Source organism: Paractinoplanes rishiriensis, assembly GCF_016862375.1.
Lineage (GTDB): Bacteria > Actinomycetota > Actinomycetes > Mycobacteriales > Micromonosporaceae > Actinoplanes > Actinoplanes rishiriensis.
The window spans coordinates 448,735-471,855 of sequence record NZ_BOMV01000007.1; the positions used below are offsets into that span (position 1 = coordinate 448,735).

At 71.0% G+C, this 23,121-nt stretch carries 19 protein-coding genes; 8 read left to right on the forward strand and 11 right to left on the reverse strand.

The features are described 5' to 3' along the window. Positions 1–5 precede the first annotated feature (5 nt). The 3 genes from Ari01nite_RS05990 to Ari01nite_RS06000 all read left to right on the forward strand — a co-directional run bounded on the left by Ari01nite_RS05990 (position 6) and on the right by Ari01nite_RS06000 (position 2,513). Positions 6–923: an endonuclease/exonuclease/phosphatase family protein gene (locus tag Ari01nite_RS05990; protein WP_203780030.1), complete on the forward strand. Its 918-nt coding sequence runs from the start codon at positions 6–8 to the stop codon at positions 921–923. Between the two features lie 76 nt (positions 924–999). Further along, positions 1,000–1,998, forward strand: a complete 999-nt coding sequence (locus Ari01nite_RS05995) for an endonuclease/exonuclease/phosphatase family protein (protein ID WP_239162542.1) — start codon at positions 1,000–1,002, stop codon at positions 1,996–1,998. Beyond that, complete coding sequence (locus Ari01nite_RS06000; RefSeq protein WP_203780032.1) at positions 1,995–2,513, forward strand: GNAT family N-acetyltransferase; 519 nt, start codon at positions 1,995–1,997, stop codon at positions 2,511–2,513. The genes Ari01nite_RS05995 and Ari01nite_RS06000 overlap by 4 nt, the downstream gene beginning before the upstream one ends. On the opposite strand, the gene Ari01nite_RS06005 is transcribed toward Ari01nite_RS06000, so the two are convergent. After that, positions 2,495–2,794: an Rdx family protein gene (locus Ari01nite_RS06005; RefSeq protein ID WP_203780033.1), complete on the reverse strand. Its 300-nt coding sequence runs from the start codon at positions 2,792–2,794 to the stop codon at positions 2,495–2,497. The genes Ari01nite_RS06000 and Ari01nite_RS06005 overlap by 19 nt on opposite strands. 199 nt (positions 2,795–2,993) lie before the next feature. Here Ari01nite_RS06005 and thrS point away from each other — a divergent pair, with 199 nt between their 5' ends. After that, complete coding sequence (gene thrS, locus Ari01nite_RS06010) at positions 2,994–4,208, forward strand: threonine--tRNA ligase (RefSeq protein ID WP_203780034.1); 1,215 nt, start codon at positions 2,994–2,996, stop codon at positions 4,206–4,208. A 40-nt stretch (positions 4,209–4,248) separates the two neighbouring features. On the opposite strand, the gene cimA is transcribed toward thrS, so the two are convergent. After that, positions 4,249–5,835, reverse strand: coding sequence for a citramalate synthase (gene cimA, locus Ari01nite_RS06015; RefSeq protein WP_203780035.1), 1,587 nt, complete (start codon positions 5,833–5,835; stop codon positions 4,249–4,251). Positions 5,836–6,035: 200 nt separating this feature from the next. Here cimA and Ari01nite_RS06020 point away from each other — a divergent pair, with 200 nt between their 5' ends. Then, positions 6,036–6,779 carry a tyrosine-protein phosphatase gene (locus tag Ari01nite_RS06020; RefSeq protein WP_203780036.1) on the forward strand — a complete coding sequence of 248 codons (744 nt, stop codon included), beginning with the start codon at positions 6,036–6,038 and terminating at the stop codon, positions 6,777–6,779. Here Ari01nite_RS06020 and Ari01nite_RS06025 read toward each other — a convergent pair. Further along, positions 6,776–8,656, reverse strand: a complete 1,881-nt coding sequence (locus Ari01nite_RS06025) for a caspase family protein (protein WP_203780037.1) — start codon at positions 8,654–8,656, stop codon at positions 6,776–6,778. The genes Ari01nite_RS06020 and Ari01nite_RS06025 overlap by 4 nt on opposite strands. Before the next feature lie 123 nt (positions 8,657–8,779). Between Ari01nite_RS06025 and Ari01nite_RS06030 the strand changes: the two genes are divergently transcribed. Then, positions 8,780–9,154, forward strand: coding sequence for an effector-associated constant component EACC1 (locus tag Ari01nite_RS06030; RefSeq protein WP_203780038.1), 375 nt, complete (start codon positions 8,780–8,782; stop codon positions 9,152–9,154). On the opposite strand, the gene Ari01nite_RS06035 is transcribed toward Ari01nite_RS06030, so the two are convergent. Together Ari01nite_RS06035 and Ari01nite_RS06040 are read right to left on the reverse strand one after the other, a co-directional pair. Next, on the reverse strand, positions 9,151–10,248 hold the full coding sequence (locus tag Ari01nite_RS06035; protein WP_203780039.1) for a branched-chain amino acid aminotransferase: 1,098 nt from the start codon (positions 10,246–10,248) through the stop codon (positions 9,151–9,153). The two genes, Ari01nite_RS06030 and Ari01nite_RS06035, sit on opposite strands and share 4 nt — an antisense overlap. A 119-nt stretch (positions 10,249–10,367) precedes the next feature. After that, entirely contained in the window at positions 10,368–11,399 is a 1,032-nt protein-coding gene (locus Ari01nite_RS06040; protein ID WP_203780040.1) for a 3-isopropylmalate dehydrogenase, read from the reverse strand. Positions 11,400–11,772: 373 nt separating this feature from the next. Between Ari01nite_RS06040 and Ari01nite_RS06045 the strand changes: the two genes are divergently transcribed. Beyond that, positions 11,773–12,108, forward strand: a complete 336-nt coding sequence (locus Ari01nite_RS06045) for a hypothetical protein (RefSeq protein WP_239162499.1) — start codon at positions 11,773–11,775, stop codon at positions 12,106–12,108. An 11-nt stretch (positions 12,109–12,119) separates the two neighbouring features. On the opposite strand, the gene serA is transcribed toward Ari01nite_RS06045, so the two are convergent. The 6 genes from serA to Ari01nite_RS06075 all read right to left on the reverse strand — a co-directional run bounded on the left by serA (position 12,120) and on the right by Ari01nite_RS06075 (position 21,133). Continuing rightward, positions 12,120–13,718, reverse strand: coding sequence for a phosphoglycerate dehydrogenase (gene serA, locus Ari01nite_RS06050; protein ID WP_203780042.1), 1,599 nt, complete (start codon positions 13,716–13,718; stop codon positions 12,120–12,122). 100 nt (positions 13,719–13,818) lie between these two features. Beyond that, the gene (mpgS, locus tag Ari01nite_RS06055; RefSeq protein WP_203780043.1) at positions 13,819–15,060 is read right to left on the reverse strand and encodes a mannosyl-3-phosphoglycerate synthase; all 1,242 of its coding nucleotides are present in this window, start codon (positions 15,058–15,060) and stop codon (positions 13,819–13,821) included. A 180-nt stretch (positions 15,061–15,240) separates the two neighbouring features. Next, complete coding sequence (ilvC, locus tag Ari01nite_RS06060; protein ID WP_203780044.1) at positions 15,241–16,254, reverse strand: ketol-acid reductoisomerase; 1,014 nt, start codon at positions 16,252–16,254, stop codon at positions 15,241–15,243. Positions 16,255–16,276: 22 nt separating this feature from the next. Beyond that, positions 16,277–16,792 carry an acetolactate synthase small subunit gene (gene ilvN / locus Ari01nite_RS06065; protein ID WP_020518072.1) on the reverse strand — a complete coding sequence of 172 codons (516 nt, stop codon included), beginning with the start codon at positions 16,790–16,792 and terminating at the stop codon, positions 16,277–16,279. Beyond that, entirely contained in the window at positions 16,792–18,618 is a 1,827-nt protein-coding gene (locus tag Ari01nite_RS06070; protein WP_203780045.1) for an acetolactate synthase large subunit, read from the reverse strand. The genes ilvN and Ari01nite_RS06070 overlap by 1 nt, the downstream gene beginning before the upstream one ends. Before the next feature lie 163 nt (positions 18,619–18,781). Then, a complete protein-coding gene (locus Ari01nite_RS06075; RefSeq protein ID WP_239162500.1) occupies positions 18,782–21,133 on the reverse strand; it encodes a putative bifunctional diguanylate cyclase/phosphodiesterase in 2,352 nt (783 codons plus the stop codon). Between the two features lie 112 nt (positions 21,134–21,245). On the opposite strand from Ari01nite_RS06075, the gene ilvD reads away from it, so the two are divergent. Continuing rightward, complete coding sequence (ilvD, locus tag Ari01nite_RS06080; protein ID WP_203780046.1) at positions 21,246–23,093, forward strand: dihydroxy-acid dehydratase; 1,848 nt, start codon at positions 21,246–21,248, stop codon at positions 23,091–23,093. Positions 23,094–23,121 lie beyond the last annotated feature (28 nt).

The following is a 23,121-nucleotide window of genomic DNA, read 5'->3' on the forward strand; positions in this document are numbered from 1 at the left end:
CGGCCATGACCATCACCAGTACGCCGCCGGAGGTGCGGCCGGCCCACCGGGTGCTCCGGGCCGGCCTGCTCTTCCTGCTGGTGCTCCCCGGCCTGCTGTGGGCCGGGGTGCGGCTCTTCGGCCTGCCGGGCGGCTACCTGCTGGCGTTCACCCCGTACGCCGCGGCCTGGGCCTGGATACCGGTGCTGGCCGCGCTGGCGGCCCGCAAGTGGCTGGTGGCCGCGGTCGCCGTGATGGCGGCCGCGGTCCTGTCCGTGGGGGTGCTGCCGCGGGCCCTGCCGGACGCCGCGCACGGCCCGGCCGGCGGCACGCCGCTGACGGTCATGACGATCAACCTGTTCCGCGGCGCCGCCGACCCGGCCGCGGTGACCCGCCTGGTCCGCGAGCACGACGTCGCGGTGCTGGCGGTGCAGGAGTTGACCCCGGCGGCCCGGGACGCGCTGGCGGCGGCCGGGCTCGACACGCTGCTGCCGCACCGGACGCTGGCGGCCGAGCCGGGCGCGACGGGGTCGGGGCTCTATTCGCGGTTTCCGGTGACCGCTACCGGCGCCGAGCGAGGGCCGGGCGGCAATCTGGAGGCGTACGCGACCGTCCAGCCGCCGGGTGCCGGGCCGGTCGGCGTGGAGTCGGCGCACTGGGGCCGGCGGGCCGATCCGGCCGGTGAGCCCGGCGGCGTGCCACGCATCCTGCTGGGTGACTTCAACGCCACCCTCGACCACGCGCCGCTGCGCGACCTGGTGGCCGGCGGCTACCGGGACGCGGCCGACGCGGTCGGCGACGGGCTGGAGCCCACCCTCGGCCCGGTCACCCTCGACCACGTCCTGGTCGACCGCCGGATCGGCGTAACGGATGTCGATGTGCGGCCGGTGCCCCGCAGCGACCACCGATCGATCATCGCCGTTCTGGCCCTGCCGGCGACCTAAGCAAAAGTGGTGAAGACCTCGTGAGCAGGGAAGACGCTGGTAGCAAAAGGCGGCTAACCTCGCCGCCATGACGATCATGCGCGCCCCGGTCGAGACACCGCCGGCCGACGCCGTCCGTGGCCGACGAAAGGTGACGCTGACCGTGCTGTTCTGGTTTCTGGTGCTGCCCGGCCTGGTGTGGGCGATCGTCCGGCTAGGCGGATGGGAGCGCGGGCCGCTGGTGCAATTGTTCGCTTTCACGCCGTACGTGGCCGCCTGGTCCTGGTTGCCCGCCGTGCTCACCCTGGCCACCCGGCGCTGGACCGCCGGCGCCGTGGCGCTGGCCGTGGCGATCACGCTGACCGCGCTGGTGGCGCCGCGCGCGCTGAGCGGCGAACGCGGCCCGGCGACCGGCGTCACCCTGCGGGTGATGACCAGCAACATGCTGTTCGGCGGTGCCGATCCGGCCACCGTCGTGGGGCTGGTCCGCGATCTGCGGATCGATGTGCTGGCGGTGCAGGAGTTCACCGCGGAGGGCCGGGACGCGCTGGCCGCCGCGGGGCTGGGCGAGCTGATGCCGTACAACTCGCTGGCCGACGAGATCGCCGCGTCCGGCTCCGGGCTCTACTCGCGGTACCCGCTGGCCGACAAGGGCGACAAACGTAACGGCGGGGGCTTCCGGCAGGCGTACGGCACGGTCGTGGCCCCCGGCGCCGGGCCGGTGGTGGTCGAGTCGGTGCACCCGCTCGCGCCCTGGTCGGTGCGGGTGAACGAGGACTGGCGCAGCGACCTGCTGGCCCAGCCACCGGCCGACCCGGACGGCACGCCGCGCATCCTGCTGGGCGACTTCAACGCGACACTCGACCACGGACCGTTGCGCGAGCTGATCGCGACCGGTTACCGGGACGCCGCCGACGCGGCCGGCAAGGGCCTGATCGGCACCTGGCCCTACGAGGGCGGCCGGGCGATCCCCAAGGTGACCATCGACCACATCCTGGTCGACGAACGCATCGGCGTACGCGACGTCAGCGTGCACCCGATCCCGCGCAGTGACCACCGCGCGGTGGTCGCGGAGCTGACCGTCCCGGCATCATGACCGGCGTGACCACCCGCCTCGTCGCCGTCGCCGACGCCCCCGAACTGGCCGCCGTGCTCACCGCCAACCGGGAGTTCCTCGCTCCCTGGGACCCGGTCCGCGGCGACGACTACTACACCGCCGAGGGCCAGCGCGCCCACCTCGAGGAGGTGCTGCGCCTGTGGGCGACCGGCACCGCGCTGCCGCAGGTGATCCTCGACGACGGCCGGATCGTCGGCCGGGTCAACCTCAGCAACGTCGTCCGCGGCCCGTTCCAGTCGGCCAACCTGGGCTACTGGGTGGCGCAGGACGCGAACGGCCGCGGGGTGGCGACGGCCGCGGTGGCGCGGACGGCCCGGACCGCGTTCGACGACCTCGGGCTGCACCGGCTCGAAGCCGGCACGCTGGTCCACAACCTCGGGTCGCAGCGGGTGCTGGAACGCAACGGCTTCCAGCGGTACGGGCTGGCGCCACGCTACCTGCGGATCGCCGGCGAGTGGCAGGACCACATCCTGTATCAGCTGCTCGCCGACTGATCCTTCCGGTCGCTGTGGCCGAGGTCGCGGCCGGGCGCCACCCGGTCGCGCACCAGCCGCTTGAGCTCGGCCAGGTCGGGAAAGCCGCTCTCCTTCCGGGACCACAGCGTCTCGCCGTCCAGCCGCACCTCGAAGACGCCGCCCACGCCGGGCACCAGCGCCACCTCGCCGAGGTCGCGGGTGAACGTGGTGAGCAGCTCCTGCGCGGTCCACGCGGCGCGCAGCAGCCAGCGGCACTGCGTGCAGTACTCGATTTCCACCCGGGGCTGGCGCGTCGTCACGGCACCAGGGTAATTGGGCTGCCCGCGGCGCCCCACCCGCCTAGCATCGGTTCCCATGATGCGCAGGTTCGCGACGACGACGCCGGGATGTCCCGGCGATGCTTCGCGCTGACCAACTGCGACGCAACGGCCCCGGGCGAGATGCCCGAGGCCGTTTCTGTCGCCCGGGGTCTCGCCACCCGATCAAGGAGACCCCGGCATGCACATCGACCATCGCAAACTCGGCCGCGAACTCGACCTCTTCGACTCCGATCCGCTGATCGGCGCCGGACTGCCGTTCTGGCTGCCGGCCGGTGCCGCGGCCCGGCACGAGGTGGAGTCCTACCTGTACGAACTGGAACGCCGGCACGGCTACCGGCATGTCTACTCGCCCGCGCTGGGCAAACGCCAGATGTACGAGATCTCCGGACACTGGCAGAACTTCGCCGACGACATGTTCCCGCCGATGCGGCTGGGCGGCGACGAACTCGTGCTCCGGCCCAGCCTGTGCCCGCACCACGCGCTGCTGGTCAAGTCCCGGCAACGCTCGTACCGCGAGCTGCCGCTGCGGATCGCCGAGCTGGGCCCGATGTACCGGGCCGAGCGTTCCGGCGTGCTGGGCGGCCTGGCCCGGGTCCGATCGATTCAGTTGAACGACGCCCACATCTTCTGCGCGCTCGACCAGGTGGGCGACGAGGTGGCCGCGGTGCTGCGGCTGATGGACGAGGCGCACGCGGCCCTCGGGCTGAGTCCCACCGCGTTCCGGCTGTCCCTGCGCGGCGAGGGTGGCAAATACGGCGGCGGCGACGCGATGTGGGAGCGGGCCGAGGCGCTGCTGCGCGCCGCGCTGGCCGGGATTCCGTTCGAGGAGGTACGAGGTGAGGCGGCGTTCTACGGTCCGAAGATCGACGTGCAGATCGTCGACCCGGCCGGCCGGGAGTGGAGCCTCGCCACCATTCAGGTGGACTTCCTCATGCCGGAACGGTTCGGCCTGGAGTACTCGGCCGCGGACGGCGGGCGGCACCGCCCGGTGATGGTGCACCGGAGCCTGGCCGGCTCCATGGAACGGCTTTTCGGCCACCTCATCGAGGTGCACGGCGGGGCATTTCCGGTCTGGTACGCGCCGGTGCAGCTGGACGTGCTGCCGATCGGAGCGGATCAGTCCGCCGCGGCCTCGGCGTTCGCGGCCGAGGCGATCCGGGCCGGGTTGCGGGCCGAGGTGCACCACGACGGCTCGATCGGGGCCCGGATCCGGGCGGCGGCCGAGCGGAAGGTCCCGTACGTCGCGGTGCTCGGCGCCCGGGAGGTGGCCGACGGTTCGGTCGCGCTGCGGCTGCGGGACGGCCGGCAACTCCCGCCGAGACCGGCCGCGGAGGCGATCGCGCTGGTCGCGTCGGTCGCCTCCCCCTTCCAACCGCCCCGCCGCCACCCTTGACCGGACTAAAGGCTGACGTGGACGAACTTCTGCCGCCCGATCAGGCGGGGGCCGTCGTCCGCGCCAAGCCGTAGGTCAGCGAGTCCACCAGGGCGACCCAGCTGGCCTCGACGATGTTCTCGTGGACGCCGACCGTGGTCCACTCGCGGTGGCCGTCACCGGTCTCCAGCAGCACCCGGGTGACCGCGTTGGTGCCGTGGCTGCCCTCCAGGATGCGGACCTTGTAGTCGGTCAGCTCGACGTTCTTGAGCTGCGGGTAGTGCTGCGACAGTGCCACCCGCAGGGCCTCGTCGAGGGCGTTGACCGGGCCGTTGCCCTCGGCCGTGGCGATCACCCGCTCGCCGCGTACCCGGACCTTGACGGTGGCCTCGGAGACCACCGCGCCGTCCTCGCGGTGCTCGACCAGCACCCGGTACGACTCCAGGGTGAACGGGCGGACGAAGCCCTCGCCCGGCAGCTCTCCGCGGACCAGCAGCTCGAACGACGCGTCGGCGGCCTCGAACGACCAGCCACCGGCCTCCAGGTCCTTGACCTTGCGGGTCACGGTGGTCAGCGTGTCCGGGTGGCCGGCCAGGTCCAGCCCGAGCTCACGACTCTTGAGCTCGATGCTGGCCCGGCCGGCCATCTCGGTCACCAGGATCCGCATGTCGTTGCCGACAACCGACGGGTCGACGTGGTTGTAGAGCAGCGGATCCACCTTGATCGCGCTCGCGTGCAACCCCGCCTTGTGAGCGAAGGCAGCGGCCCCGACGTAGGCCTGGTGGGTGTCGGGGGCGATGTTGGCGATCTCGGCGAGCGCGGTGGACACCCGCGTCGCCTTCTCCAGGCATCCGTCCGGTAGGACCTTGAGCCCGAGCTTGAGCTGGAGGTTGCTGACGGTGGCGAACAGGTCGGCGTTGCCGGGGCGCTCGCCGTACCCGTTCGCGGTGCATTGGAAGTGCTTGACGCCGGCCTCGACCGCGGCCACGGTGTTCGCGACCGCACACGAGGTGTCGTTCTGGCAGTGGATGCCGAGCCGGTCGGCGCGCACCCCGGTGCGCGCCACCACCTCGGTGATCGCCTTGGTGACCATGGACGGGAGCATGCCGCCGTTGGTGTCGCACATGACGACCCGCTCGGCGCCGGCCTCGAGCGCGGCCTGGACCACCGACGCGGTGTACTCCGGGTCGTAGCGGAAGCCGTCGAAGAAGTGCTCGCAGTCCACGAACGCGCGGCGGCCGTTCGCGATCAGATGGCGCACCGTGTCGCGGACCATCGCCAGGTTCTCGTCGCCGGTGGTGCGCAGCGCCCGCTCCACGTGCCGGATGTCCGACTTGGCCACCACGCAGACCACCGGGGTGCCGGCGTCCAGCAGCGCCTGCACCTGCGGGTCCGCGGCGACGTCGACGCCGGCCTTGCGGGTCGCCCCGAACGCGACCAGCACCGCGTTCTTCAGGTCCAGTTCGGTCTTCGCGCGTGCGAAGAATTCGGTGTCCTTGGGCATGGCGCCGGGCCAGCCGCCCTCGATGAAACCCACGCCGAACTCGTCCAGCAGGCGCGCGACCGCGAGCTTGTCGGCGACCGAGTAGCTGATCCCCTCGCGCTGGCCGCCGTCCCGCAGCGTGGTGTCGAAGACCTGGTAGTCCATGGCGCGCCTGTCCTTCCGGAGAGAGTTTGAGTGGCCCAACAAAAAGACCCCCCGCGGTCGCGGGAGGTCTGCGCGTCGGCGAAGAGTCAGCCGGCGCGCTAGGTGCCAATAATGAGCACGAGGTGGGTCACGACATGAAGCATGCCACTATCGGCCCTCGCGGGAAGCGTTGTTCCACCTTTCGGGACTAGGTTGAGATCGTGGTGAACGGCGCGAACCCCCGGCATCTCCGCTTCTCCGGTACTTACAACTTCCGCGACATCGGCGGTTACCTGGGCCTTTCCGGCCGCACGGTCCGCTGGCAACGGCTCTATCGGGCGGACGCGCTGCACCGCATCGGCGACGCCGACGCCGAGGCGTTCGCCGCGCTCGGGGTGCGTACGGTGATCGACCTGCGCCGGCCGCTCGAGATCGAGAGGTACGGCCGGGTGGCCGAACGGCACGGCCTGGACTACCGCAACCTGGTGCTCAAGCACATCGACTGGGAAGAGGTCGAGCGGCCGGACGACGTGGTGCACGAGCGCTGGCTGGCCGACCGGTACGTGAACTTCCTGGAGGACGGCACCGAGGCGATCCGGTCCGCGCTGCAGGTGATCGCCGAACCTTCCCGGGCACCGGTGATCGTGCACTGCATGGCCGGCAAGGACCGCACCGGCACGGTGTGCGCGCTGACCCTGAGCCTGCTCGGTGTGTCCGACGAGGACATCGCGGCCGATTACGCGCTGACCACCGACGCGATGCGGCCGCTCACCGCCTACCTGATGGAGAAGCACCCGTCGGCGGTGCTCGGCAACGAGCACATGTTCGAGTCGCCGCCCGGTGCCATGCTGATGTTCCTGGCCGACCTGCGGGCGAATTACGGCTCGGTGGAGGACTACGTCCGCGAGATCGGCCTGACCGACGCCGAGATCACCGCGCTGCGCGGCCACCTGCTGACCGATTAGGGCAACTGGCCGAGCATGTCCAGGGCCTTCTCATAGAGCTGCTGGTAGTCCTGCTCGCTGGCGCCCGAGGTCGAGATGAAGGTGCCAGTCAGCAACAGCCCGTCCACCGCCCAGGCCACCACGTAGTAAGCAGATCCTGGCGACTTGTGCGGATCATTGCGGACGCAGGAGAGCCGGCCGCCCCGGTCGCTGACATCCGCGAGCGGCACGGCGGCCGGTTGCTCCACGGTGGGCGCGGTGGTGCAGGTGCCCCCGAAACCGGCCGACGCCACCTGATCCTGGTCCATGGCTTCCTTGGTGTCCCACAGTTCGTAGGCACCGGGCTGACACCCGGCGGCCGCACTGCTGCCGGGATCGATCTGCCCGGGTCGGCAGCTGCCCCGAATCGCCTCCGGCAGCATCGTCAGCAGACCCGCATAGTCCCGAGCCGCACCGGTGTCACCCGGGTTGCCGTCCGTCCGGGTAGCCCGGTTGCCGACCCAGATGAGCACCACGCCGATGACGCCGAGCAGCGCCATGATCGCCCCGATCCGAAGCCCGTAACGAAGCCGCTGCGCAGCGACCGACCTCCGGACGGGCAGCCGTCCAGACGAATCCGATTTGTCTGGCACGGCGGGGCCGGCGGGCGGTCCGGGTTGGGTGCCGGTGGAAGGCGCGTCTGGTCGCACGTTGGCGGTGGGTAGGTCGGTTGGAGGGTTGATGGAGGGTAGGTCCGGCCGGGGATCGGTGGACGGTGGGTCCGGCCGGGGATCGGTGGACGGTGGGTCCGGTCGAGAGCCGGCGGGAGGTACGTCCGGTCGAGAGCCGGCGGGAGGTACGTCCGGTCGAGAGCCGGCGGGAGGTACGTCCGGTCGGGGGCCGGTGGGAGATGGGTCGGGGGGCACGACCGGCGCGGTTGGGGTGAGGGCGGCTGTGGCTGCGGCGCTTACCTGGCGGCTGTCGTCGTCGGTCAGGCGCTGCAGGGCTTGGTGGGCCTCGGCCGCTCGGGCCGGGTCGTCGTCGGCGGCCACCCCCGCCAGTTCGTGGACCGCGGCCAGGCGGACCGCGGCTACCGGGTGGCGGATCAGGTCGAGCAACTCGGGAGCCAGCCTCGTGGCCGGGACCCGGCGGTTCGGGTTGCGGGCCACGTACAGCTCGCCGCGCAGGCCGAACTCCCACTTGCTCGGGGTCTGGTTGGGGGTGCGTTCGCGGACCCGGTCGTAGACGTAGTCGTACAGCTCGCCCAGCGCCACGTGGCCGTCCTGGTCTCGGTCGGCGTCGCCGGTTCGGATTCCTTCGACCAGTGCGCCGGTGAAGATGGACGGGGACGCCGCGGAGCCGTCGGCCAGCTGGGCGCCCTCGAAGGCGTACTCCATCGCGGTCGAGGCGGTGATGACCACGCGGCCGCGGCCCTGGCCCAGCTGGCGCTGGCGGAACTGGTCGCCCACGTCGACCGAGCCGGCCGCGCGGGCAACCACGCCGCGTTCGAAAGCACCGCCGTAGCAGCAGTCCAGCAGCAGCACCACGCGCTGGGCCCGGCTGCGCTGGATCACCCGGTTGACCCAGGCGGCGTCGATCGCGGTGGAGCCCAGCAGGTCGGGGCGGGTGTTGGTGGCGGCCAGGTACAGCTCGCCGGCGTCGTCCTTCAAACCGTGGCAGGAGAAGTGCAGCAGCACCAGGTCGGTCGAGTGGCGGTCGGCGAGCGTGGCCTCGACGCGTTCGGCGGCGGTCCACGACGTCGGGTTGTGCAGGGTGTCGACCTCGAAGCCGCCCAAGCTGTCGTCGCCCAGGATGTCGGCCAGCGCGGCCGCGTCGGCGGCGGGGGCGGCCAGGCGGTGCAGCGCGGGATGGTCGTAGCTGTCCACCGCCACGACCAGGGCCAGGCGCCGGTCCGTCATGCCGATCAGGATCCGCCGCCGGCCGCCACCTGTCGCTCGACGGTCGGGGATCCGTCAGTGCGGTATCCACACGGCCGCCGCGTACCCGTCATGCTGGGAGAACTCTCAAGAGCGAGGTGCCGCATGCAGGTGTACGTGACCATCGACGAACCCGGCGCCGAGCCGGAGCGCCTCGAGGAACTGTCCGGGCCGCTCCGCGCCGAACTGCGCGACCTCGACGTGGACGACGTTCGCCCGGTGCCGGCCGGCGCCGCTCCCCCGGGGTCGCGGGGTATCGACCTCGCGGCCACCGCGGCGTTCGTGGTCTCGCTGGGCGGCTCGGCCGAGGCGATCACGCAGCTGGTAGCCGCGCTGCAGGCGTGGGTGGGCCGTGGCCGGGCCCACCCGCGCACGGTGGAGATGACCGTCGGCGACAAGACGCTGCGCCTCACCGACGCGACGCTCGACCAGCAGGATCGGCTGGTCGACGAGTTCGTACGGCTGATCCGGGAGGGTTAGAGCACCCGGTGCACCCAGCCGAACGGGTCGGCGGCCCGGCCGCGCTGGATGTCGACCAGTTGCTTGCGCAGCGCCATGGTGACCTCGCCGGAGCCGCCGTCGGCGACGGTGAACTCGCCGTCCAGCGACTTGATCGTGCCGATCGGGGTGATCACCGCGGCGGTGCCGCAGGCGAACGCCTCACGGATCCGGCCGGAGGCGGCACCCTCGCGCCACTCGTCGAGGCTCACCGGGCGCTCGACGACCTGGTGGCCGGCCCGCTCGGCCAGCTTGATCACCGAGTCGCGGGTGATGCCGGGCAGGATCGTGCCGGTCAGCGGCGGGGTGGCCAGGCTGCCGTCGTCGAGGACGAAGAAGACGTTCATGCCGCCCAGTTCGTCGACGTACTTGCGTTCCACGGCGTCCAGGTAGACGACCTGGTCGCAGCCGTGCTCGATGGCGTCGGCCTGAGCCGAGAGGCCGGCCGCGTAGTTGCCGCCGCACTTGGCCGCGCCGGTGCCGCCGGGGGCCGCCCGGGTGTAGTCGGGGGTGGCCCACACCGAGACCGGCTTGATGCCGCCGGAGAAGTACGCGCCGACCGGGGACGCGATCACCAGGTACAGGTATTCGAGGGCCGGCCGCACACCCAGGAAGACCTCGCTCGCGAACGCGTACGGGCGCAGGTAGAGGCTGCCCTCGTCGCTCTGCGGGATCCAGTCCTGGTCGATCCGGATGATCTCGCGCAGCGACTGCAGGAACGCGGCCGGCGCCAGCGGCGGCATGGCCATCCGCTCGGCGGACTTGACGAACCGCAGCGCGTTGGCGTCCGGCCGGAACATCGCGACCCCGCCGTCGGCCATCTTGTACGCCTTGAGGCCCTCGAAGATCTCCTGCGCGTAGTGCAGCACGGCGGCGGCCGGATCCATCGGGATCGGCGCCCGCGGCTCGACCCGCGCGTCGTACCAGCCCTTGCCGTCCGCGTACCGCACCGTGACCATGTGATCGGTGAAGATCCGGCCGAAGCCGGGGTTGGCAAGCAGGGCGGCCCGTTCCGAGGCGGCTACGGGCGCCGGATTCGGACGGATCTCGAACTCGAGGTTGTCACCACCGCTCATAACGGATGGACCTGCCTTTTCTCAAGAATTTGGGCACGCGGCACCCGCAGTGCTCCATGAATCTACCCCGAACGGCCGTTAAGACAACGGCCGCGACGGGGGTGCGGGGCGGGGTCGCCTCAGAGCGCGGCGGCGACCCGGTCGCCGACCTCGGCGGTCCGCAGCGGGGTGCCCGCGGTGCGGGACGCGACCTCGGCCGCGACCGCCTCGGATACTCGGCGGGCCTCGTCATGGTGGCCCAGGTGCTCGAGCAGCAGGGCGCCGGACAGGATGGCGGCCGCCGGGTCGGCGATGCCCTGACCGGCGATGTCCGGCGCGGAGCCGTGTACCGGCTCGAACGTCGACGGGTATTTGCGCTCCGGGTTGACGGAGCCGCTGGCCGCCATGCCGATGCCGCCGGTGACGGCCGCGGCGATGTCGGTGAGGATGTCACCGAAGAGGTTGTCGGTCACCACCACGTCGTACCGTTGCGGGTTGCTGACCATGAACATGCTGGCCGCGTCGATGTGCTGGTATTCGGTGGTGACCTCGGGGAACTCGGCCGCGACGGCCGCGAACGTGCGCGCCCACAGGCCGCCGGCCTTGGTCAGCACGTTGGTCTTGTGGACCATCGTCAGGTGGCGGCGCTCGCGGCGCTGGGCCCGGCCGAACGCGTCCCGGATGACCCGCTCGACGCCGTGCCGCGTGTTCAGGCTCTCCTCGGTGGCGATCTCGGCGGGGGTGTCCTTGTGCAGGACGCCGCCGGCGCCGACGTAGAGGCCCTCGACACCCTCGCGGACGACGACCATGTCGATCTCGCCGGGCTTGATGCCGGCCAGCGGACTGGTGGTGCCGGGCCAGAGCTTCGACGGGCGCAGGTTCACGTACTGGTCGAAGTCGAACCGCAGCTTGAGCAGCAGGCCGCGCTCGAGCACGCCGGGCGGCACGCTCGGGTCGCCGATCGCGCCCAGCAGGATGGCGTCGTGGCCGGCCAACTCGTCCTGGACGGTCGGCGGCAGCACCTCGCCGGTGCGGTTGTAGAAGCGGGCGCCCAGGTCGTAGTCGTGGAACTCGGTGCCCGGGAGCACCGCCTCGATCACCTTGCGGGCCTGCGCGGTCACCTCGGTCCCGATGCCGTCGCCGGCCACCACCGCGATCCGCGCCACGCTCACGACTGCCCCCTGCTGCTTTCCGCACGACGAATGCCACCCAGGCTAGCCCTGCGTCCCGATCTTCGGTACGCCGGTCCCAATCCGAGAGACGGGACGGACACGAACAGCCCCCGAGCCGCGGCAAACGGCTCGGGGGCTGCTGCGACGAGTACGCGTGGCTCGGTCCCGCCGGGATACACAGCCGCTGCCCCGCCGCGGTGGAGGCGTCACCCGAAGACGAACCCACCGGCAAGACGTGCGGCAGGGACAACGCTAGCGATGCGGACTAAAGACGCGCAAGACGCATCCCCCGCGTGTCGGCCGTCTTGTTCCGGCGTGTCGCCCGCGGTGATGGCACCATGCGCCGGTGAGTTTCGACCTAGTGGTGTGGGCGATGGACCAGACGTCCCTGCCGGACGCCGTGCGGGCCGCCAACGCACGATGCGCGCGTGGTGAACACCCGCAGCGCCCGGCCGACCCCCGCGTCGTCGCCTTTTATGACGCCTTGACCAGCGATTATCCGGACCGCGGTCCGCATGCATCGGCGCCCGGCTCGCCATGGGCCCACCCTCCGCTGCACGCCGCCGCCGACCACATCCAGATGCGGCTGGACGAGAACTGCCCAGATGTCGTGCTGGAGACGATCGAGCGGCTGGCCGGCGAACTGAACCTCGATCTGCTCGACCTCCAGGACGGAACGGTCTACCCACCACCAGCGCGCACGCGCTGACCGGCTGAGGCTTACTCGCTACGCAGGTCGACCACGCTGCACCGGGCACAGCCGATCGATTCGGCCACCGCGGAGAGCAGCTCGGGATCGACCGACGAGTCCAGCCGCAGCGTCATCAGCGCCTCGCCACCGGCCTCCCGGCGCGCCACCTGCATGGCCGCGATGTTGACCCCCGACTCGCCGAGCAGGGTGCCGATGGCGCCGATCACGCCGGGCCGGTCGCTGTAGCTCAGGAACAGCAGCACCCCGTCGGCGGTGAGGTCGAGGTCGAAGTCGTCGACCTCGGTGAGCTTGCTGATCTCGCGGGTGGTGGTCACCGTGAGCGTGCCGGCCACGCTCACGGTGCGCCCGTCCGGCAGCGCGCCGCGTACGGTCACCAGGTTTTGATGTTCTGCGGGCTCGTCGCTGACCAGCAGCTCCACCTCGACCCCGCGGTCGGCGGCGAGCTGGGGCGCGTTGACGTACGTGACCCGCTCGTCGACCACCGAGGCGAACAGGCCCTTGGTGGCGGCCAGGCGGAGCACGGCGACGTCGTGCGTGACGATCTCGCCGCGGACCTCGACCGTGACGCTGGCGGCCACCCCACCGGCCACCGCGGTGAACACCCGGCCGAGCTTCTCGGCGAGCGCGAGCAGCGGCCGCACGTCCTCGTCGACCACACCGCCGGCCTGCACGTTGACCGCGTCCGGGACGAACTCGCCCTGGAGCGCGAGCTTGACGCTGCGGGCCACCGACAGGCCGGCCTTGTCCTGCGCCTCGGCGGTCGAGGCGCCCAGGTGCGGGGTGACCACCACGTTGTCGAACCCGAACAGCGGTGACTCGGTGATCGGCTCGGTGACGAACACGTCCAGCCCGGCGCCGGCCACCCGGCCCTCGCTCAGAGCCACCGCGAGCGCCTGCTCGTCGATCAGCCCGCCGCGGGCCGCGTTCACGATCCGCACGCCCGGCTTGACCATGCCGAGCTCCTTCTCGCCGATCAGACCGAAGGTCTCGGGGGTACGCGGCAGGTGCACCGAGATGAAGTCGCTCTCCCGGAGCAGTTCCTCGAGCCCGACCAGCCGCACCCCCAGCTGGGCGGCGCGGGCCGGCTGGATGTAGGGGTCGTACGCGATCAGCCGGGTGCCGAAGGAGGCCATCCGCTGCGCGAACAGCACCCCGATCCGGCCCAGCCCGACCACGCCCACGGTCTTGCCCTGCACCTCGACGCCGGTGTAGCGGGAGCGCTTCCACTGGCCGTTCTTGAGGGCGGTGCTGGCGCTGGCGGTGTGCCGGGCCACCGCGAGCAGCAGCGCGATGGCCTGCTCGGCGGCCGAGACGATGTTGCTGGTCGGTGCGTTGACCACCATGACGCCGCGGGCGGTCGCGCAGGGCACCTCGACGTTGTCGAGACCGACGCCGGCCCGGGCCACCACCTTGAGCCGGTGGCCGGCCGCGAACACGTCGGCGTCGACCTTGGTGGCGCTGCGCACGATGAGAGCGTCGGCGTCGACGACCTCGCGGAGCAGGGCGGGGCGGTCGGTCCCGTCGACATGCCGGACGTCGAAGTCGTAGGCCAGCACGTCGATGGCGGACGGGGCAAGTTCTTCGGCGATCAGGACGACGGGAGTCATGCGCTCTCCATCCGGGCTCGCGATGTTCCGCGATCGTATGTGTGAGGTCGGTCATTTCTATGTGACCGACCTCACACAAACCCGAAACATCGCCCCGGGGTCAGCCGACCTTCCGCGGGATGGCGTTGCGGTCGATCGGCGGCGCCGGGGACAGCCCGGCCTCGGCCCGGCCGTCCGGCTGCCGGAAGCTGAGCGCCTCGGCGTCCAGCGCGTCGTAGAGCAGGTCCAGGTCGAGCGTGCCGACCGGCGGATAGGTCCGCTCCCGGGGCGGCTCCTGGCCGATGGTGAGCGCGCCCTGCGACACCATGAACTCGACGATGGCCTGGCGCACCGCGGGCAGCGTGACCGGCGAGTGGTAGATGACGTTCAGGGCCTGCATCCGCATCCCCTGCACGTGTTCCTCGCCCTTGTTGTCGTGGAAGTGCGGGTTGCGGGTCTCGATCTGGAGCACCGGAACGGAATTGGCCATCACGTCGCTGCTGGTGCTCTCGAGCACCCCGCCGAACTGTTCGAACAGGTCCAGGTATTCGTACGGTTCGACCGCGAAACCGCCGGCCAGCCGGAGCTTGAGACCAAGGTCGAGGGTCATCGCGTGCTCGCCGGCATTGCCGGTGGCGATGACCTCGGTACCGAAGCCGGAATACTCCGCGAGGAACCGGTTCAGCCACTCGTTCGTGATCTGCGAGCTGCGCCCGCGCCGGCTGAAGAACAGCCGGCCGTCGCGCAGCTTCGGTTTCGAGTGCCAGGAGATCCGGACCATCGCGTACGGCGAGTTCGCCAGGTGCAGCCCGGCGGCGTAAGCCTTGCAATATTCATGCACCGAGCCGGGTACATAGTTGTCCGCGTCCACGTAGCCGAGGTAGCGGCGGCCGGTCATCGCGGCCAGCGCCATCCCGAGCAGCATGGCCTCGCCCTTGCCGGCCCGGATGAGCCCGTCGTCGTCGATCAGATCGGGCATTCCGGCGGCCTTGAACGCTCCGGCCACACCCGGATCGCGCTGGTGCAGGGTGATGGCCGAGCGGCCGGCCAGCCGGCAGTACTGCTCGACGGTCTGCACCTCGATCTCGTAACGGTCGACCGGTGTCCGGTCGCTGTTCGAGACCAGCACTATGAGGCAGTCGTGGGGAATGCCGGAAAGCACTCCCTCGATGACGCCGCGGGGCTCATTCATGCACGGCACGACGATTACCATTTGCGATTCGACAGCGTGCAGTGCGTCGGCGGGCACGATTCGACTGCCGGCACCGGCAGTAGTGCCCGAGTCCAGCTCAATCACCCGCTGCAGCTCATGAATCCGGACCGCGCCGAAGCGCTCACTCCGAAAAGACTCAGCCAGTCGCATGCGGCGAGGCTACCCGTAAGAAGGTACTGGTAAGCGCCCGAACAGCGACAATTCTATTTCGACGCCCGGCGGGTTAGGAACACGTAACGTAGACGTTTCGACTAATACACTTCGGAAACCGAAACGCCCGGCATTCCCTCGACGTCGAGGAAATGCCGGGCGTACCCGTGCGGGTGGGCGTCAGGCGGTCTCGGTGATCGGCCGGTCGACCCAGCTCATCATGTCGCGCAGCTTCTTGCCGGTGACCTCGATGGGGTGCTCGGCGCCCTGCTGGCGGTACTTGGTGAGCAGCGGGCGGCCGTTGTCGTCGTCCTCGATCAGCTGCCGGGTGAACTCGCCGGACTGGATCTCGGCGAGGATCTTCTTCATCTCGGCCTTGGTGTCGGCGTTGATGACCCGCGGGCCGCTGACGTAGTCGCCGAACTCGGCGGTGTCCGAGACGCTGTAGCGCATCCGGGAGATGCCGCCCTCGTACATCAGGTCGACGATCAGCTTGAGCTCGTGCAGGCACTCGAAGTACGCGATCTCGGGGGCGTAGCCGGCCTCGGTGAGCACCTCGAAGCCGGTCTGCACCAGCGCCGCGGTGCCGCCGCAGAGCACCGCCTGCTCGCCGAACAGGTCGGTCTCGGTCTCCTCCTTGAAGGTGGTCCTGATGACGCCGGCCCGGGCGCCACCGATCGCCTTCGCGTAGGAGAGGGCGAGCGCCAGGCCCTCGCCGGTCGGGTCCTGCTCGACGGCGACCAGGCAGGGCACGCCCTTGCCGTCGACGTACTGGCGGCGCACCAGGTGGCCGGGGCCCTTGGGGGCGACCATCGCCACGGTCACGTCGGCCGGGGGCTTGATCAGCTCGAACCGGATGTTGAGGCCGTGGCCGAAGAACAGCGCCTTGCCCGCGCTGAGGTTGGGGGCGATCGACTCGGCGTAGATCTTGCGCTGCGCGGTGTCCGGCGCCAGCACCATGATCACGTCGGCCCAGGCCGAGGCCTCGGCGGGGGTCTTGACGGTGAGGCCCTGCTCCTCGGCCTTCGCCCGGCTCTTGGAACCCTCCTGGAGACCGACCACCACCTCGACGCCGGAGTCACGCAGCGACAGCGAGTGGGCGTGGCCCTGGCTGCCGTAGCCGATCACGGCGACCTTGCGCCCCTGGATGATGGCCAGGTCGGCGTCGTCGTCGTAGAAAACTTCCGCGGTCATGTGTATTCCTAAGCCTTCTGTGTCAGGCGGCGCGCAGCGCCGGGCCGGTCGTGATGGAGCGGGAACCTCGGCCGATGGCCACCAGGCCGGACTGGACCATTTCCTTGATGCCGTACGGCTCGAGGTCGCGAAGCAACGCGTCAAGTTTGTCGGGGTTACCCGTCGCCTCGATGGTGAGGGTGTCCGGGGCGACGTCGATCACCTTGGCCCGGAACAGTTCCACCGTCTCGAGGACCTGGCCGCGCTGCGCACGGTCGGCGCGCACCTTGACCAGCAAGAGCTCGCGCTGGACCGACTGCTGCGGGTCCAGCTCGACGATCTTCAGGACGTTCACCAGCTTGTTGAGCTGCTTGGTCACCTGCTCCAGTGGTGAGGAGTCGGCGTTGACCACGATCGTGATGCGGGAGACGTCCGGGTTCTCCGTCTCGCCCACCGCCAGCGAGTCGATGTTGAAGCTGCGCCGGGAGAACAGGCCGCTGACCCGGGCCAGCACACCCGGCTTGTTCTCGACCAGCACGGACAGGGTGTGCTTGTTCATCAGAGGTCGTCCTCGTCGAAGTTGGGACGCACGTCCCTAGCGAACATGATCTCGTCGTTGCTGGTGCCGGCCGCGACCATGGGCCACACCATGGCGTCCTTGCCGACCGTGAAGTCGATCACCACGGGCGCGTCGTTGATCTCCATGGCCTGCTTGATGATCTTGTCGACGTCGTCCTTCGACTCGCAGCGCAGGCCGATGCAGCCGAGCGCCTCGGCCAGCTTCACGAAGTCCGGGATCCGGTGCTTGTGGGTGCCCAGGTCGGTGTTGGAGTAGCGGCCCTCGTAGAACAGGGTCTGCCACTGCCGGACCATGCCCAGGTTGCCGTTGTTGATGACGGCGACCTTGATCGGGATGCCCTCCAGCGCGCAGGTGGCCAGCTCCTGATTGGTCATCTGGAAGCAGCCGTCGCCGTCGATCGCCCACACCGCGGTGTCCGGCTTGCCGACCTTGGCGCCCATCGCGGCCGGGACCGCGTAGCCCATGGTGCCGGCGCCGCCGGAGTTGAGCCAGGTGCCCGGCTTCTCGAACTTGATGAACTGGGAGGCCCACATCTGGTGCTGGCCGACGCCGGCCACGTAGACCGCGTCCGAGCCGACCAGCTCGCCGATCCGTTCGATCACGTACTGCGGGGCGAGCGCGCCGTCGGTCGGCTCCTCGTAGCCCAGCGGGTACCGCTGCCGCAGCTCGTTGAGCGTGGCCCACCAGGTCTTGTACTGCTCGGTGCCGCCGGCCGAAGCGGAGACCGCGGCGATCAGCTCGTCGATGACGTGCCGGGCGTCGCCGACGATCGGGACGTCGGCGTGCCGGTTCTTGCCGATCTCGGCCGGGTCGATGTCGGCGTGCACCACCTTGGCGTCCGGCGCGAACGAGTCCAGCTTGCCGGTGACCCGGTCGTCGAAGCGCGCGCCCAGGGTGATCAGCAGGTCGGACTTCTGCAGCGCGTACACCGCCGGGACGGTGCCGTGCATGCCGGGCATGCCCAGGTGCTGCGGGTGCGAGTCGGGGAACGCGCCGAGACCCATCAGCGTGGTGATGACCGGGATGCCGGTCAGCTCGGCCAGCTTGCGCAGCCCGTCGGTGGCGCCGGCCTTGAGCACGCCGCCGCCGACGTACAGCACCGGGCGCCTCGCCGCGGCTATCAGCCGGGCCGCCTCGCGGATCTGCTTGCCGTGCGGGTGCAGGGTGGGCCGGTAGCCGGGCAGATCGAGCACCGGCGGCCAGGCGAACGTGGTCTGCGCCTGGAGCACGTCCTTGGGGATGTCGACCAGGACCGGGCCGGGCCGGCCGGTGGCCGCCAGGTGGAACGCCTCGGCCAGCACCCGCGGGATCTCCTCGGCCGACTGCACCAGGAAGTTGTGCTTGGTGATCGGCAGCGTGATGCCCTGGATGTCCGCCTCCTGGAAGGCGTCCGTGCCGATCGCGGGCCGCGGCACCTGGCCGGTGATCGCGACGATCGGCACCGAGTCCATGTACGCGTCCGCGATCGGGGTGACCAGGTTGGTGGCGCCCGGGCCGCTGGTCGCGATGCAGACGCCGACCTTGCCGGTGGCCTGCGCGTACCCGGTGGCCGCGTGGCCCGCGCCCTGCTCGTGACGCACCAGGATGTGGCGCACCTTGGAGTCGTACAGCGGGTCGTACGCCGGCAGGATCGCCCCGCCGGGGATGCCGAACGCGACCTCGACACCGAGCGCCTCGAGGGACCGGACGAGCGAACCCGCGCCCGAGGTGGGCACCGGGGCGGCTACGGCGGCCGTGGTGGCGGCCGCCGCGACGGTGGCCGGGTTGGCTCGGTGGGCGAGAGTCTCAGGCGTGGGTCTCGTCATGGAAGATCGAACCTTCTCTTCGATGGTCGTCCAGTACTTTTCGCGCAACAAAAAAGGCCCTCGTGCGGGAAGCACGGGACCTAGCGCACTCTCGCCGGGCTGATCCTCAGATCATCGGCAGGAGTGCGCTCAGATAAGTACTCGGGACGCGAAGCACATGGGACTAAGACTGCCCCATCTCACTCGGCGAGTCAACTGATCCCACATTTTGATCACCCGCCAGGGGCTCGAACGCGGGATCGGTCGGCAACAGGGCTCTGAGCTGCCGCATCCCTGGGCCGAGCATCACCACCTGACTGCGTGCCGCGGCCCCCTTGGGTGGCTCGGTGCGCGCCTTCGGCACCGGCCGGGTGCCGGTGCGCAGGCTGTGCAACTGCGCCTCGAGGTGCTCGGCCGGCACGCCCCAGCCGAACAGCGAGCCCTGCCCGAGCCGGCAGCCCGCCTCCTCGACCGCGGCCCGCTGTGCCGGGGTGCCGATGCCCTCGGCCAGCACCTCGAGACCGAGCCGGTGTCCGAGCCGGACCACGACGTCGACCAGCGGCGCGGCCGGGCCGGTCTTGGATTCCGGCTCGGCCACCAGGGCATGGTCGATCTTGAGGATGTCGACCGGCAGCGTGCGCAGCTGGCCGAGCGAGGAATAGCCGGCGCCGAAGTCGTCGAGTGCCACCCGGACCCCGGTGGCGCGCAGCTCGGCCAGCCGGCTGACCAGTTCCTCCATATCGGTCGCCACGGCGTGCTCGGTGACCTCGAGCACCAGCCGCTGGGCCGGTACGCCGTGCTCGGCCAGCGCGTCGGCGACCTGACCGGCGTAGTCGGCGGCGTGCAGCTCCTTGGGTGACAGGTTGACCGACACCCAGACGTCGTGCCCCTTGGCCAGCCAGTCGGAGAGCTGCTTGCAGGCCTGGACGAGCACCCAGGACCCGATCCGGTTGATCAGCCCGGACTCCTCGGCCACCGGGATGAACTCGTCCGGCCGGACCGCGCCGAGGGTGGGGTGGTGCCAGCGGAGCAGCGCCTCGGCGCCGACCGGGCGCATCGAGGGCAGCGCCACCACCGGCTGGAAGACCAGGCGCAGCTGCTCGCGGTCGATCGCGTGCCGCAACTCGGCCTCCAGCGTGCCGCGGCGGCGCAGCAGCTCGTCGTAGCGGGCCTGGTAGCGCTCGACGCGGTTTTTCCCGCGCTGCTTGGCGTAGCGCAGCGCCAGGTCGGCGTCCCGGATCAGCTCGCCGGTGTCGGCCACGCCCAGACTGGCGGACAGGAACACCGAGCCGCCGTCCACCTCGTACGGCTCGCCGAGAACGGCCAGCAGCCGGTGCGCGGTGAGCATCGCCTCGTCGGCCGTGCCGCGCATCAGCACCGCGAACTCGTCGCCGCCGAGGCGGGCCGCCACGTCGCCGTCCAGCAAATTGCGCCGCAGCCGCTCGCCGACCTCGGCCAGCACCGCGTCGCCCACGTCGTGGCCGCGCATGTCGTTGACCGTCTTGAAGCCGTCCAGGTCGATGCCGACCAGCACCAGCGGCTCGCCGGGCTCGGCCGCGTCGCGCAGCGCCCGCTGCAGGCCGCGCCGGTTGGCCAGGCCGGTGAGCGGGTCGGTGTGTGCCAGCTCGCGGAAGTGCGCCTCGCTCTGCCGCAGCTGGAGCGTGTACCGCCGGACGTCGCGCAGGGCCAGCACCTGCCGGCCGACCAGGGCCAGGCCCTCGACGCTGACGCCGAGGAACCCGTACACGTCGAAGGTGCCGCCGGACCGGAGGTGAAAGCCGAGCGCGCCCACCGTGGCCACCATCGGGACCACCGCGTACGCGGTGCCGCGCTCGCTCACGTCACCGACCACCTCGACCGGCTGGTCGGCCGCCTTGACCGCGCGCGCGATCACGAACAGGCCGCCGGGCAGCAGCAGCGCGCCGACCAGCAGGTCGACGTCGCGGTCCTGGCAGATGCCGCCGGCCACCGCGACGGCCGCAACCGCCACCATGGCCACCCCGCCGGCCACCCGCACGGTGATCAGCCGGGGCCGGTGCGCGTGCAGCGCCAGCGCGATCAGCAGGCCCAGCGAGATGACCGCGAGCCCGGCCGGGATCAGCACCGACGGGCAGGCCATCGGGGTGGCGTCGCCGAGGAGGTGGGTCGGGTGCGAGAACAGCACCCAGCCGACGAACCAGAGCGCCGCCGCGATCACCAGGCCGTCCAGCAGGTGCCGCACCGCCGCGCCGGGACGCTCCGCGGCGCCGGGCAGCAGCGCGGTGCCGATCAGCAGGATCAGGGTGCCGAGCGCGGCGCCGTAGGCCACCGCCGAGCCCAGGCTGATCCGCGGCGGCGGTGCCGGGTTGAGCAGCACGCTGACCACGCCGGCGAGGGCGGCCGCGGCGGCGATCGCGCTGCCCAGCGCCACCAGCAGGTGGGCCCGCCGAGCGGCGCCGGTGTGCTGGCGTCCCGACCTCCCCAGCAGTGCGACGGCCGGGACCGCGACCAGAAGACCCGCGAGCCCGGCCAGCTCCACGCCGGACGGTGATTGCACGGGAACACTGTGCCGGATCTCGCACCGTTTCGGGAGCCCTGTCGGGGTGCGGAAATCCCGAGCTGTGGACGTCGCTGGCAACCACCCCTTACCGCGGTGGCACTATGAGGGGATGCCTGAGCTGCGTTCCCGGACCTCGACCCACGGGCGGACCATGGCCGGCGCGCGTGCCCTGTGGCGCGCCACCGGGATGACCGACGACGACTTCGGCAAGCCCATCGTGGCGATTGCCAACAGCTACACCCAGTTCGTACCCGGTCACGTGCACCTCAAGGACCTCGGCGGGATCGTCGCCGACGCGATCGCCGGGGCCGGCGGCGTCGGCCGGGAGTTCAACACCATCGCGGTCGACGACGGCATCGCGATGGGCCACGGCGGCATGCTCTACTCGCTGCCCAGCCGCGAGCTGATCGCCGACGCGGTGGAATACATGGTGAACGCGCACTGCGCCGACGCCCTGGTCTGCATCTCGAACTGCGACAAGATCACCCCGGGCATGCTGATCGCCGCGCTGCGGCTGAACATCCCCACGGTCTTCGTCTCGGGCGGGCCCATGGAGGCCGGTAAGACGGTCGCCATCGAGGGCATCGTGCACGAGAAGCTCGACCTGATCGACGCGATGACCGCCAGCGCCAACGACAACGTGACCGACCAGCAGCTCGGCGAGATCGAGCGCTCGGCGTGCCCGACCTGCGGCTCGTGCTCCGGCATGTTCACCGCCAACTCGATGAACTGCCTCACCGAGGCGATCGGCCTGGCCCTGCCCGGCAACGGCTCGACCCTGGCCACGCACGCCTCCCGCCGGCAGCTGTTCGAGCAGGCCGGCGAGCTGATCGTGCGGATCGCCAAGGAGTACTACGAGAACGACGACGCCTCGGTGCTCCCGCGCAGCATCGCCAGCCGGGACGCGTTCGAGAACGCGGTGGCCCTGGACGTGGCTATGGGCGGCTCCACCAACACGGTGCTGCACCTGCTGGCCGCGGCCCGCGAGGCCGAGCTGGACTTCAGCGTGACCGAGATCGACGCGGTCTCGCGCCGGGTGCCGTGTTTGAGCAAGGTCGCCCCGAACAGTCAGAAGTACCACATGGAGGACGTGCACCGGGCCGGTGGCATCCCCGCCCTCCTCGGCGAGCTGCACCGCGGCGGCGCGCTGCACACCAACGTGCGTGCGGTGCACTCCCCCGACCTCACCAGCTGGCTGAGCGCCTGGGACATCCGCGGCGGCTCGCCCAGCCCCGAGGCGCTCGAGCTGTTCCACGCGGCCCCCGGCGGGGTGCGCACCACCCAGCCGTTCAGCACCACCAACCGGTGGGCCTCGCTGGACACCGACGCCGAGGGCGGCTGCATCCGCTCGGTCGAGCACGCCTACACCGCCGACGGCGGCCTGGCGATCCTGTTCGGCAACCTCGCCCCGGACGGCTGCGTGGTCAAGACCGCCGGCGTCGACGAGTCGCTGTGGAAGTTCACCGGCCCGGCCCGGGTCTTCGAGAGCCAGGACGCGGCGGTCGAGGGCATCCTCGGCAAGCAGGTGGTCGAGGGCGACGTCGTGGTGATCCGGTACGAAGGCCCCAAGGGCGGCCCCGGCATGCAGGAGATGCTCTACCCCACGAGCTTCCTCAAGGGCCGCGGCCTCGGTAAGGCGTGCGCGCTGATCACCGACGGCCGGTTCTCCGGCGGCACCAGCGGCCTGTCGATCGGCCACGTGTCGCCCGAGGCGGCCGGCGGCGGCCTGATCGCCCTGGTCGAGACCGGCGACGAGATCACCATCGACATCCCGGGCCGGAGCATCACGCTCAACGTGGCCGAGGAGATACTGGCCAAGCGCCACGCCGAACAGGAAGCCCGCCCGAAGCCCTACACCCCGGTCAACCGCGACCGCCCGGTTTCGGCAGCGCTGCGCGCCTACGCCTCGATGGCCACCAGCGCCAGCGACGGCGCCTACCGCCTGGTGCCGAACTGATCGCCTGACACACGAAACGGCCCGGGTC